Annotated in this window: 12 protein-coding genes; 9 read left to right on the top strand and 3 right to left on the bottom strand. The window is 43.8% G+C overall.

Annotation, left to right across the window (positions count from 1 at the left end; translation table 11 throughout):
• The first annotated feature begins 15 nt into the window (after nt 1–15).
• The 6 genes from TCA2_RS05405 (at nt 16) to TCA2_RS05380 (ending at nt 5,723) form a co-directional block, all read left to right on the top strand.
• Nucleotides 16–912 carry a carbohydrate ABC transporter permease gene (locus tag TCA2_RS05405; RefSeq protein WP_047910536.1) on the top strand — a complete coding sequence of 299 codons (897 nt, stop codon included), beginning with the start codon at nt 16–18 and terminating at the stop codon, nt 910–912.
• Nucleotides 912–1,775 (top strand): carbohydrate ABC transporter permease, encoded by an 864-nt coding sequence (locus TCA2_RS05400; RefSeq protein ID WP_047910535.1) that lies wholly within the window; start codon nt 912–914, stop codon nt 1,773–1,775. The genes TCA2_RS05405 and TCA2_RS05400 overlap by 1 nt, the downstream gene beginning before the upstream one ends.
• A gap of 41 nt (nt 1,776–1,816) precedes the next feature.
• Nucleotides 1,817–2,884, top strand: a complete 1,068-nt coding sequence (locus TCA2_RS05395) for a DUF6282 family protein (protein ID WP_047910534.1) — start codon at nt 1,817–1,819, stop codon at nt 2,882–2,884.
• A 16-nt stretch (nt 2,885–2,900) separates the two neighbouring features.
• Nucleotides 2,901–3,302: a CdaR family transcriptional regulator gene (locus TCA2_RS05390; protein ID WP_047910533.1), complete on the top strand. Its 402-nt coding sequence runs from the start codon at nt 2,901–2,903 to the stop codon at nt 3,300–3,302.
• Between the two features lie 187 nt (nt 3,303–3,489).
• Complete coding sequence (locus TCA2_RS05385; RefSeq protein ID WP_238546295.1) at nt 3,490–4,473, top strand: ROK family protein; 984 nt, start codon at nt 3,490–3,492, stop codon at nt 4,471–4,473.
• 26 nt (nt 4,474–4,499) lie between these two features.
• Nucleotides 4,500–5,723 (top strand): sugar MFS transporter, encoded by a 1,224-nt coding sequence (locus TCA2_RS05380; RefSeq protein ID WP_047910532.1) that lies wholly within the window; start codon nt 4,500–4,502, stop codon nt 5,721–5,723.
• Nucleotides 5,724–5,757: 34 nt separating this feature from the next.
• Here the strand turns inward: TCA2_RS05380 and TCA2_RS05375 are convergent, their stop codons facing one another.
• The 3 genes from TCA2_RS05375 to TCA2_RS05365 are packed head-to-tail and all read right to left on the bottom strand — an operon-like array spanning nt 5,758 to nt 9,280.
• A complete protein-coding gene (locus TCA2_RS05375) occupies nt 5,758–6,834 on the bottom strand; it encodes a Ger(x)C family spore germination protein (RefSeq protein ID WP_152557656.1) in 1,077 nt (358 codons plus the stop codon).
• A gap of 18 nt (nt 6,835–6,852) precedes the next feature.
• The gene (locus TCA2_RS05370) at nt 6,853–7,959 is read right to left on the bottom strand and encodes a GerAB/ArcD/ProY family transporter (RefSeq protein ID WP_047910530.1); all 1,107 of its coding nucleotides are present in this window, start codon (nt 7,957–7,959) and stop codon (nt 6,853–6,855) included.
• A 1-nt stretch (nt 7,960) separates the two neighbouring features.
• Nucleotides 7,961–9,280, bottom strand: coding sequence for a spore germination protein (locus TCA2_RS05365; protein WP_047910529.1), 1,320 nt, complete (start codon nt 9,278–9,280; stop codon nt 7,961–7,963).
• Between the two features lie 148 nt (nt 9,281–9,428).
• Here TCA2_RS05365 and TCA2_RS05360 point away from each other — a divergent pair, with 148 nt between their 5' ends.
• The 3 genes from TCA2_RS05360 to pabB all read left to right on the top strand — a co-directional run bounded on the left by TCA2_RS05360 (nt 9,429) and on the right by pabB (nt 12,499).
• Complete coding sequence (locus TCA2_RS05360; protein WP_047910528.1) at nt 9,429–9,743, top strand: HNH endonuclease; 315 nt, start codon at nt 9,429–9,431, stop codon at nt 9,741–9,743.
• Between the two features lie 329 nt (nt 9,744–10,072).
• Nucleotides 10,073–10,672 (top strand): aminodeoxychorismate/anthranilate synthase component II, encoded by a 600-nt coding sequence (locus TCA2_RS05355; protein ID WP_047910527.1) that lies wholly within the window; start codon nt 10,073–10,075, stop codon nt 10,670–10,672.
• Nucleotides 10,673–10,702: 30 nt separating this feature from the next.
• Nucleotides 10,703–12,499, top strand: a complete 1,797-nt coding sequence (gene pabB / locus TCA2_RS05350) for an aminodeoxychorismate synthase component I (RefSeq protein WP_238546294.1) — start codon at nt 10,703–10,705, stop codon at nt 12,497–12,499.
• Nucleotides 12,500–12,513: the final 14 nt, after the last annotated feature.

Here is a 12,513-nt window from a genome sequence, read left to right as displayed (position 1 = left end):
GGGTGATCTGGATTTATGGGAAAGGCGCTGAGACCCAAGGGGTGGCTAATTCTACTGTACCTGCTGCCAGGATTGTTGGTTTATTCTTTTGTCGTCCTATTACCCATCCTTGCAGCCTTTCGCGACAGCTTCTATTCATGGACAGGTGGTCCGAAGAAGACTTTTATTGGCATGGATAATTACAAGGAGCTGCAGGATGAGGTGTTTTGGACTGCATTTGTGAACAATGTACTCATGACGGTGTACGGATTGATTGGACAAGTGGGGCTTGGTTTTGTATTTGCTCTCTTGCTCATGTCAAAGCTGGTTAAGATGAAAGGGCTGCACCGCACAATGAGTTATTTTCCCTCTACGCTTGCACCCGTCATTATCGCCTTCTTGTGGATGATGATCTACAACTACAACTACGGTCTGTTAAACGGAGGTCTTCGTGGAGCAGGACTTGGAGAATGGGCACAATCTTGGCTGGATTTGACGGGCCCTATTGTATTGTTAGTATCCATACCGTTATCTTGGCAAAATATTGGTTTCTTTACTCTTCTCATGCTTGCCGGCCTGTCCTCCATTAACAAAGAAGTGCTGGAAGTAGCAGAACTGGATGGAGCTACAGGCATACGCAAAGCATGGTATATCATGATCCCACTAGCAAAACCAACACTTCTCGTCGCATCCCTCCTATGTATAGCCAACAATATGCGTGGTTTTGAGCATATATATGCGCTGACCGGTGGTGGACCGGGTAACGCTTCATCAGTAATGGCTCTTTATGCGTATGAAACTTCCTTTCTTCGTTTCCGATACGGCTATGGATCAGCGCTGGCTATTGCCATCATTACGCTGACGATGCTGATTATTCTCTTATGTACATTAGTAATGCAGAAACGTCAGAATGAGAGTGGGGGAGCCTTGTGATGGAGCTCGAGCTCAGGAAGCAGCGCAGTATTCAGAAATTCGTCCCAAGGCTCGCCGGCTTGGCGGTTAATGCCATTATGTTTATCTTTACTATTAGTTGTATTTATCCTCTTATCTGGATTGTCTATTCGTCCCTCAAGACACAACCAGAATTCGCGAACAGTATTTTGAGCCTGCCCCAAAATCTTCATTTTGCAAACTACGTAGAAGCACTTGAGCTGACCAATATGCTGCAGCTGTCTTGGAACAGTGCAAGGGTGACCTTTTTATCCGTTCTGGGCATTGTCATAATCTCATACGTTACGGGTTATATTGCAGCACGCCTTAATTTTAAAGGGAAAAAATTAATGATCTTCTATTATTTATTTGGTATGCTGGTGCCAATTCATGCTCTATTGGTTCCCATCTATTTGCTCTTCAAAAATTGGGGGCTGGATGACCAGTGGTACACACTGATTATCCCATACATAGCCTTCAATCTATCCATGCCGATAATGCTCATCTACAGCTATGTGGTGGGAATTCCGAGAGAAATAGAAGAAGCTGCGGCTATAGACGGACTAAGCTTCAGCGGTACGATGTTTAAAATTGTTGTCCCCATGGCGGTACCTGTGCTTACCACCGTTGCTATATTACAATTCTTTGCTTGTTGGAACGAGTTCTCGTTCGCACTTGTGTTACTGAATGATGAATCGCTCCGAACGGTACCCTTGGGCATGTCTTATTTTAAATCTCAGTATAGTACCAACTATCCTCAGTTAATGGCGGGAATGGTAATGTCCATGCTTCCGGTAGCCGTCTTATACTTCGCATTCAGCTCTCGTATCATTGCAGGTGTGATGAGCGGAGCAGTCAAAGGATAGCATGCAGAAGAATGATGAAAATTATATGGAGGGAACAAATCATGCTAAATCAGCAACTGAACGTACCAGGAAAGATAGAGTCTGTGCAACCGAGAGTGCCGGACCGTTCCAAGTGGAATGAGTCCTTTTACAGAAGATCGATGGAATTGCCAGATGAATTGCTGATTGGCGCAATTGACAGCCATGTTCATGCCGGCCCCGTTCTGAACTCGAATCCGGGACATTTTGATCCGATTCAGGTCGCTCAGGAAGCGGCATCTGCTGGAATGAGAAGCATCGTTTATTATGATGTATTCGGTTGGGCATCAGGAATGGCATGGATCGTTAACAGACATGTGCCGGGAATACATACCTATGGAGGTTATCTGATGAATTCTTGTCACGGTGGAATTAATCCTCGCTCTGTAAAAACAGCGCTGCATCTGGAGGAAGGCTGCCGTTTCATTAGTTTTGGATCCCATTGCACAAGACATTCTGCCGAGAGGGAGTCCACCCTGATTGACGGCAAGTTGGTTCCCTTTAAAGATGCCTTCCCTAAGTTTGCACAGGAGGAGCTGCCTGTAGCGACATCCATCCCTCTAGAAGGACCCATTTCAGAAGGACTGCATGAAATATTGTCTATGATCGCAGAGCGTCCGGAGGTATATTTAAACACCGGGCATGTATCGGTACCGGAAGCACTTAGACTACTGGATTTGGCAGAAGAATACGGAATCAGGAAAGTATTGATTGCCCACCCAGTGCGTGGACAGATGACGATCGAGCAGCAGAAGGCAGCTGCAGCGAGAGGTGCCTTTCTTGAAGCCTGCCTTGTGGACTGGCTGTATCCGGATGTACCTAGAACACATTATTACGTCGAAAAAGAATACATGGACATGGGAGCGGAGTTGGGACGTTTCTCTAATGCCACTGCTTGGATGAAAACAATCAGAGAAGTAGGCATCGATCAGTTTGTGCTCGGAACAGATTATGGTATTCGTGCAGCTCCGACTCCCGTTCAAGGGATGCGCACGATGATTTCTACAATGCTGGATTACCAATTCTCGCCTGATGATATTTACCAGATGGTGGCAACTAACCCCGCGAAGCTGATAGGTATGCAAGATTAGAAGGAGGAATGCTGCTGTGACAGATAATCGCTTCTCTGCTGTGCAATCGGAGCTGATTGTAATACTGGAAGCTATTCCTCCAGAGAGTATGCGGCTCTATGTCGACCGATATTTGGGAAGATTAGAGGATGCGGTCATAGGTGATCCTGATCTGCTGTTAACGCTCGAGACCTATGTTTCTTGTCAAGGTCAAATTAGTGAGCTTGCTTCCAAACTATTCATTCACCGCAATACTGCCGCTTATCGGCTAATGAAGCTGGAACGGCTGCTGAATATGCAGCTAAAGTCCACGGACAGTCTGCTGCTGCTGCATCTGGTGTTTATGTTTCGCAGCATCTTAGAGATCAGGGGGAAGGAAGTCAGTTTACCTGAAGTGAATTTGAGCGCAAGTCATTACAAGTTATCTCGTAAAGTATAAAGGCACTCAAAACGATTAGCCGAGGCTCAGCTTGTTGGAGCCTCTTTTTTGTTTCATTATTTCAGAAGGTATTGACATGACCTTCAATAAAGTATATAAATTAATAGACTTTATAAAGTTTATTTATAAAGTCTATTTCACAATTGGATAGCAGGTGATCTCCATAGAAAAAGCAAGTGCAAGTCTAATGAAACAGATGAATTTGAACATGATTCGTCGAGTGATGAAACAGAGTGGAACCGGAACCAAGCCGCAGCTTGCAAATAAGACAGGGCTGAGTGTAGTCACAATCAATTCACTAGTGAAGCATTTGGTAGACAGCGGAGAGCTGTTTGAAGATAAGATTCAGGTGTCCAGCGGCGGCAGGCCTGCCCTTACTTATCGATTTAATTATAACTATAGTCTTGCCTTGGTGCTTCATATGGTGGAAGAGCAGGGTGAAGATGTGATCAAGGCTAGTGTAGTGAATCTCAATGAAGAAATATTAAAGCAGGAGAGGTTTGTTTATCAGGAGTTTAATTCAAGTATTGTATTCCAATGTATTGACCCGCTGCTGGAGCAATTTGAGGCCATCAAAGTCATCGGAATCGGGATCCCAGGCCAATCGGTTGACGGGGTAATTACAGTTACCAGTCATAAGCCGCTCTACGGGGTACGATTGACGGAGCAGCTGGAATCAGCCTATGGATTACCTGTTATTATTGAGAACGATGTCAATGCAGCCATAAGCGGGTATGCTTACCGGGAGCAAGTACCTGATGATCAGTGTATCGTCGGCATTTACTTTCCGGAGAAATATCCGCCGGGCATGGGTACGTATCTAAATGGAGGCATCATCAAGGGGAAGAACGGAATGGCCGGTGAGATTAAATACCTTCCAATCGATGTAGATTGGAGCAAACCGATAGATGCGGGAGCCTTTAACGAAGTTGCGTGCCGCATTATGCAAAGTGTGAATGCAGTCTTGGCACCCGATACCATCGTTATATATAAGGAGCATATTGATCAAGAAGCGTTCCTGACCGAATGGAATAGCTATCTTATCAGTCATGCGATTCCGACTTGTCCTGAGGTTGTCCTGGAGCCTTCTGTGGCTCGAGATTATGCGGATGGATTGAAATGGCTGGCTCTGAGTGAGTTAGAGCCCAAGTATACAGAGCTTAACGAATGACAGCTTAGAAAGAAAGGGATGGAGAAATGGCAACTTGGTTTTTGATTATTATCTATTTAGCTTTTATTAGTCTTGGCCTTCCGGATTCCATGCTGGGTGCTGCGTGGCCGGTTATGCAGCCTGATATTGGAGCATCCTTTGAGTCGGCAGGCCTGCTGTCCATGATTGTCGCAGCAGGTACCATTGTATCGAGTCTCGCGAGCGGGAAGTTGATACATGCCTTTGGAACAGGGAAGATTACTTTGTTCAGCTGTATACTGACAGCTGGTGCGCTGATCGGTTTCTCATTTGCACCAACACTTGTATGGCTGATTATGCTGGCGATTCCTCTTGGTCTAGGAGCAGGTGCAGTCGACTCTGCACTGAATCACTATGTAGCATCTAACTACAAAGCGCATCACATGAGCTGGCTGCATTGCTTCTGGGGAGTAGGAGCAACCGGTGGACCTATTATTATGTCTTATTACATCGCCGAGCAGAATTCCTGGAGAGAGGGGTATTTTGCTGTCTCCATGATTCAGTTTAGTCTTGTACTCTTGCTCTTCGTCACACTCCCTCTGTGGAAAAAGGTAGCTCGGCTGCATCCATCAGATGAGATAAAGGAACAAGCGAATATCGAAGACAGTACTCACTCAACGAACGGAGAAATGCTGAATTTCAAGTCGCAGCACCCCCTGCGGATGAGAGGTGTCAAATATACACTTGTTGCTTTCTTATTTTATTGTGGGGTAGAGATGACTGTCGGTTTATGGGGAGCGAGTTATCTGGTAGGGGAAAGAAATGTAGCTGCAGATACTGCCGCAGTATGGATCTCGCTTTACTACGGCGGGATTACGATCGGCCGTTTCATTACCGGATTTATTACATTGAAATTAAGCAATCGGGTGTTAATACTTGCAGGTCAGCTCATAGCGGTCCTTGGCGGTCTGTTCTTATTGCTGCCGCTGCCTGAGATGTTCCTTCTTGCAGGGTTCGTTCTCATTGGTCTCGGATTTGCTCCAATCTATCCTGGATTTATTCATGAGACGCCTGCAAGATTCGGCAAGGAGCATGCTGCGAAATTAATCGGCTACCAAATGGCTGTTGCTTATACAGGGACCACATTCCTTCCGCCGTTATTCGGACTGCTCGCTACACACTTCGGCATCAGCTTATTTCCGGCTGCCGTATTGCTGTTAACCGTTCTCATGTTAGTCAGTTCGGAGCGAGTGAATCAATTATTACGGGTTAACAAAAGTGGATATCGTTAATTAAAATCTTTAAACTTATGACGAGTCCTTCATATTACATGTCATCGCCGACAAAATTAGAGTTTACATGAACTTTGATTTGTACGGTTGGGTAGATGCTGTCCCAATCTTCTGCATTCCAGTGCCGTTCCTTCGAACGAGCAATTGAACCGATACCGATGGGATCAATGTTACGCTCCTGGAAGGATCGGAGCATTTTCTCTAAGCTCATCTTCAAGTCTTGATCGAGTGATTGCTTAATTACACCATATTCCGATTGAGTCGGCATATTGAAGACATGCGTAGATTCATATAGCAGAGCTTCGATGTCTACGGTTATGTCCATTTGCGGTGGCGAGACCTTATTGTTCCATTTGTAACGGACCGAATTATCTTTGATTCTGGCAGTGAGCAGATCAGGGCCCGAATTGAACTGATATTTTGCATTTTGGGCAGATTGCTGGATAATGGTGAAGAGCAGCAAATTTTTATATCCTTTGATCGTATCCACCACTTTATCATTTTTAAATAATGCAATACCGGATATTTGAGTTTTCTCTTGTGACATTGAAAGCAATGGCAGAAAAGGGTCTTCTCCTAGACTTGTCCAGTCTCTTAGAAAAATATGTAAATGATTGGTTGGAATTGCGTTCTGATTCTCATTCTCTGTAATCATATTGACGATCTGAGTGGAGGGATCGATCGGTTTTTTATTCGTTTCGATAATGGCTGCAGCAGATTGTTCAGTGATTGCCATTTTAAATAGCACGGGCACTCTGCGATCCTTGATAAATGGCTGGATGAGCGGATTAATGCCCTTCTCTGCGAGCTTTTTATCAATCAGGATGAGCTTCATTTTGTCGTCACCAAACTTACCTGTGAGCTGAAGCTCAGCCAGACCCTGAGTTTCTTTGGAGGAATTGCCTACAGCGGAAACGGTTACATTCTCTACATCATCCGTCTGATAAACAGGGATATGATAGGTAGCTTTGAAATGGCCTTCCTGTTCTACTGCATCAAATGCGACACCGTAGGCTATATTTAGCTCTTCCAGACGAGCAGGGCGCGTACAACTGCATAGCAGCATGATAATTAGGACGAGCGTCATCGATAGCGATCGTTTCTTTGGCAAGTTGAATCCTTCCTTTCCTCATTTGCGTTTTCTAGTACGCAGCCAGGCGAGCAGCAGCAGCAGGGGGGCATAGATGACAAACCAGCCAGCCGATAGGATGACGACCAACATATCGATCTGTTTGGAGATTTGTATACTCATAAACATAAGTCCGATCGCTAGCAGTACCGTTCCTTGAAGTAAGAGATGTATGCTATATGGTATCGAACGAAAGACTAAGTTCCTGAATACTTCAGTACACGACCATAAATAAAGCGAAGCTATAGGAAGAAACCGAAGAAAGAGCAATCCTACGGCAAACTGATCCACCTGCTCGATGAATGGGAGCCTTACCAATCTCATCATCGTAATGGTTGAGAATTGTGTTGTCTCTAATAGTTCAAATCCATAAACAGACATACATATTTCTACGAGAAACAGCTGCAGGATGAGACTTATCCCTGAAACCCAAGCGAACATGCGCACATTTCCTAACTTGTTCTCCTTCTTCATGGCCTGCAAGAACAAGACACCCGTTTCGAGTCCTGAGAACCCAGCAAAGGAATAGATTATCGCACGGATCGGGTGGTCTATCTCCATAAGTGTGAGTGGAGTGATGTACTTCAAATCAATGAATGGGATAACAAAAATAAAAGAAGCAACAAGGAGCAGCAGCTGTAACCCCATACTGACCATGAAAATTCCTGATATGGCATGCAAGCCGCCCCACACAGCAAAAAGTGCTGCCAAGGACATTAATATGGTATATAACAAAGGCTGAGTATTTGGAAAGTCATACAAATTGAGTAAACGAGCATATTTTTGAATAATGTATGCGTTCGTGAACAATAGCGACAGAAACCAGACTGCACCTATAGCAAATCCTGCAATGCGGCCAAAAGCAGCTTGGTTAAGCTCCTTCCAGGACATACCTCTGGCTCCCGCTAATTTGGCTAAACCTATCATGGTAAACAATATCCAAGATCCAGTAACGAGTAGAAGCAGCCACGATATTTTGCCAGCCTCGTTCGTAATCAAGGTGGGGAGTGTGATGACAAAAAAACCCCCTTGAACCCCAAGTAATATATAAGCTCCGGATAAAATGGATATCGATTGTTGGTTCGGTTTCTGGGTGTGAAGTTTCACATCAAAATCTCCTTCTGAAAAAATCGGTCAGAGCAGGCACGCTAAAGGTAGTAAATGGGCGGTCTAGCGATTTGACTTGAAGCAGTCTTGCCATTAATAAAAACCAGAATAAGAATATACCTGTAATGCCCATGAAATTAGCCAACAACAGAGCAGGTATACTGTATACGAATAACGAATTTCGAAGTGCAATACTAGCGCTGGTCAGGGTAAACAAGGCGGAGGCACCCATAACAACAATCATAATATTACTGACGAGCTTCGCTTCAACGGCAGCCGTACCCAGCACGATACCGGCGACGACTCCGGCGCTCTGCGAGAGCTTCGTAGGCAGTCTGGCAACAGCTTCTAGCAGAACGAGTAAGGCAGCTTCCATAATTAATGCTTCGAAGAAGGCAGAAAAGGGTACCGCATACCTTGATATAAATAATGTTTCGATCACTTTAGAAGGAATCATTTGGTAATGGAAATTGATGATCGCTACATATAGAGGCAGCAGGGTCAGAGCCATGATGAAGCTGAATATTCTTATCGCTCTGATCAGCATAACGAAAGGCAGAGCCATTAAATAGTCAGAAGGTGCCTGGAAATAGTCCGATAAATAAGTTGGAGCAATCAGACCTTTGCGCGAGCCTTCCAGCAAGAGAACAACCTGGCCCTTCATAATACGGCGAACACATTGAACCGGGTGCTCCGTAAGCAGATTCACATTGCTTAGTGTAAATTGCAATCCATTCTGGGCAAGAGCAAGTGTTGACGTATCCAGAATACTGTCTGAATAATTTTCAAACGCGGTTTGGGCCTCTTGTTCCAATTGAAGTGCTTCCTGTTTATGATCTTTGTGATACACAATGGCGCCCTTTATTCTTCCGTTGTCATATTCAATCTTATGAACGCAGACTTCCTCAATGGGTAAACGACGACGCATCATATACAAATTGGTCTCCAGTGATTCAGTAAAAGCTTCAAATGGTCCAAGCTCAGCAAATTCCTCCTTAGGCTCCTCAATACTTCGGTACTGCTGCTTCTGCACCGGGATAACGGCTGCGGGTGTTTCTGGACCCACGATGTTCTCCATGATTACTGATACATGTCCTTGCAGGAGGTATTTTTGTGCATCTATGTTAGTTACGAACAATATACCTGGAATAGGCGTTGTGGATTGAAGCTGTGCAAGGGTAGCAGGCTGTACTGCCATGAGATAAGGAAGCAGCCTCTCTTTGATCTGCTTGTCGTCCGCAAGTGTTGACAGCCATTGTAATGTGTAATTCATCTGTCCGCATGAAATGCGATACGTTTCTAATTCATCTGTCGCAAGCATCCTTTTCACCCTTTTTTTAGGTTTAGTATGCGCAGTGAAAAGTAAATAAATCCATCCATTCTGCTTCGTGAATATGAATATCATTTAAACAATCTCATCATGCTAAATAGACTCGTTCATTGTCGGTCAGAGGAGGAGGTTATTGCGAGTGAAGGATTCAGTAAAACAGGCCAAACCCTGTGAACTATGCAATCGAGTTGTTCCCGTAACGACGGTGCATCATCTAACACCGCGTGAATTAGGTGGGAACTATAAGGAAACGGCTGATCTCTGTATTCCATGCCATAAGCAAATTCACCATTTATATACGAACAGGGAGCTTGTTGTTCTAGGTTTGACTTCCATTGAAGCGCTGCAGGCTGACCCGAAGATCCGTTCTTATCTAAAATGGATATACAAGCAGGCCCCAACCACGATTCCGAGATCCATTAAATCGAACCATGTCCGCAGCCGAGGGCGATAGCATGGTCAATTGTCTTAACATGTCGAAAGCTGGATTGAACAATAGGCCGCCCTTACTATTTTGAACATTTTTACAGAAAAAACTAAATATAATAACAAATATTCGTATTTCCTGTGATATACTGTTACCATTCTCAGGCAAAATTGTAGCTGAGTAGTACATATTGTCGATTAGTTTCAGAGTTGCATTTAAAGTAAAGTAAACCGAATAGTCAGTCTAAATTGTAGGAGGCGAGTCATAGAGATAAAAATGATTATTTCTACCCATAAAAAGACCGGACGGTCAGTCTATACTCCCAAGTGTGGGATCCTAATCATAGGAGGATGTATATGCTTGCAATCATTGATAATTTTGATTCATTCACTTACAACTTAGTGCAGTATTTATCTGAACTTGGGCAAGAGGTCAACGTCTATAGAAATGATTCGATTACATTGAATGCACTAGAAAGTCTGAATCCAGATTACATTGTAATTTCTCCAGGTCCCTCAAATCCTTCTAATGCTGGTATCTCACTAGAGGTAATTCGCTATTTTGCCGGAAAAGTTCCCATACTCGGTGTGTGCCTCGGTCATCAAGCGATTGCTCAAGCTTTTGGAGCTGAAGTCATGGCTGCAGATCAACCTATGCATGGGAAGACATCCCTCATCCATCATGAGAGCAAGGGCCTGTTTCACGATCTTCCGAATCCTTTGACGGTTGCAAGATATCACTCCCTTATCGTGCATAATGATGTTCCTGATGATATAGAAGTAACGGCAACTTCTGAGGCAGGGGAGATCATGGCACTTCGGCATCGGAAATATGATATCGAAGGTGTACAGTTTCATCCTGAATCCATAATCACTCCCTACGGAAAACAAATATTAAACAACTTTCTCTATATGTACGCAGTAAAAAAACGAGCAGCAGAATTAAAGTATGTTTAATAACCGGCAGTCATAGGAGGATACTGATCGATGATGATAAAAGAGGACAGTCCCTATATCATTTTGGATTTTGTGAGTGAAGAGGAGGGTAGACAGCGCAAGGTTTTTACTAATCCCATAGAAATTATTGAGGCAAGGGATATTTCAGAAATTAGAGCAGCTCTTGAGAGAGTCGAGCAGTACACAAAAGAGGGTTATTATGCAGCTGGTTATGTTTCTTATGAGGCCGCACCGGCATTCGATTCAGCGTTTGAGGTTCATCAGAATACCGTTTTACCTCTTCTCTGGTTTGGAATTTTTGATCAGGTTCATAACGACGAAATTCACTTTGAATGTGAAGCGTTTGAGGTATCAGAATGGAGTCCTACGATCGAGGAACACACATATAAAGATCACATACGTCAAATTCATCAAGCGATACGAAGAGGAGATACATATCAAGTTAACTATACCATGCGGCTTCGTTCCAAGTTTGAAGGGAATCCCTATAACTTCTACACAAGATTGTGTCTTGCTCAGCAAGCTGATTATTCGGCAATGGTGCATATGGGAGATTATAGTATATTAAGCGCCTCTCCAGAGTTATTCTTCAAGAAAAAAGGCAGACAGATTGAAACTCGCCCGATGAAAGGAACTGTTAGACGCGGCGTTACATTGGAAGAGGATGAGATTCTATCTGAATGGTTACGGAATTCGGAGAAGAATCGAGCAGAAAATGTCATGATTACAGATCTGCTGAGAAATGACCTTGGAGTGATTGCTGAGCCAGGAAGTGTAGAGGTACCCCATTTATTTAATATTGAAAAGTACTATACCTTGTTTCAAATGACCTCCACTGTAACTGCTAATATTAAAGAGGAGGCCGGTCTATTCGATACATTTAAAGCCTTGTTCCCGTGCGGTTCCATTACGGGTGCACCCAAAATTAGCACGATGCACCTTATACAGGAGCTGGAGAATACGCCTAGAGAAATATACTGTGGTTCCATTGGTATCATCAATCCAGATGGATCAGCTGTATTTAATGTAGCTATCAGGACGGTTTGGATAGATCATTGCACAAATATAGCTGAATATGGGGTTGGCGGCGGTATTACCTGGGACTCTACAGCAGAGGAAGAATATCAAGAGGCTCGAACAAAAGCATTACTACTTACTGAAGTCAGACCCGAATTTCAGCTACTCGAATCGATCCGACTGGAAAATGGAAGATTCGATTTGTTAGAACCTCATCTTGAAAGAATGAAGAAATCTGCTGCTTACTTTGAATTTGAAGGGAATTGGGTCTCGATTAGACAAGCACTCTTACAGCATTCAATTCAATATAGGGATGGAATCTGGAAAGTAAGAATGCTGCTGTCCAAAGACGGAAGCTTCCATATTTGTAACGAGGCTTTATATGAAATACAAGGTCCGATGGAAGCCATCTTAGCACAATTTCCGGTTTCCTCTGCAAGCCGATTCCTATACCACAAAACAACTTATCGGGCGATCTATAATGATCATTATGAGAATAGAGGACAAGTCTACGATGTACTTCTATGGAATGAAAAAAGGGAATTAACAGAGTTTACAACCGGGAATGTCGTCTTGGAAATCAACAATACGAAATTCACTCCTCCTACACATTGCGGACTTCTAGCTGGTACGCTTCGCAATGAGCTGATCCAGAGCGGATTGCTAGTAGAGAGAGTCCTTACGATTCGAGATATGATTGAGGCATCACAGATTTGGCTTATTAATAGTGTTCGCGGATGGATCTCTATTGATATTGCACAAGAAAGCCTTGATCAAGTTATTCATGAACTCAATTTTACTCTGAATTGAAGGAGGAAGCATGA

Source organism: Paenibacillus sp. TCA20, from assembly GCF_000732325.1.
GTDB lineage: Bacteria > Bacillota > Bacilli > Paenibacillales > Paenibacillaceae > Paenibacillus > Paenibacillus urinalis.
Note: the sequence above shows the minus strand (reverse complement) of the source record. Positions and strands in the feature narration are given on the sequence as shown.

What these genes read in the sequence shown, in the direction of transcription:
- TCA2_RS05405 (WP_047910536.1), top strand. Translation starts at nt 16, where the DNA reads ATGGGAAAGGCGCTGAGACCCAAGGGGTGGCTAATTCTACTGTACCTG.
- TCA2_RS05400 (WP_047910535.1), top strand. Translation starts at nt 912, where the DNA reads ATGGAGCTCGAGCTCAGGAAGCAGCGCAGTATTCAGAAATTCGTCCCA.
- TCA2_RS05395 (WP_047910534.1), top strand. Translation starts at nt 1,817, where the DNA reads ATGCTAAATCAGCAACTGAACGTACCAGGAAAGATAGAGTCTGTGCAA.
- TCA2_RS05385 (WP_238546295.1), top strand. Translation starts at nt 3,490, where the DNA reads ATGAAACAGATGAATTTGAACATGATTCGTCGAGTGATGAAACAGAGT.
- TCA2_RS05380 (WP_047910532.1), top strand. Translation starts at nt 4,500, where the DNA reads ATGGCAACTTGGTTTTTGATTATTATCTATTTAGCTTTTATTAGTCTT.
- TCA2_RS05365 (WP_047910529.1), bottom strand. Translation starts at nt 9,280, where the DNA reads ATGCTTGCGACAGATGAATTAGAAACGTATCGCATTTCATGCGGACAG.
- TCA2_RS05355 (WP_047910527.1), top strand. Translation starts at nt 10,073, where the DNA reads ATGCTTGCAATCATTGATAATTTTGATTCATTCACTTACAACTTAGTG.
- pabB (WP_238546294.1), top strand. Translation starts at nt 10,703, where the DNA reads ATGATGATAAAAGAGGACAGTCCCTATATCATTTTGGATTTTGTGAGT.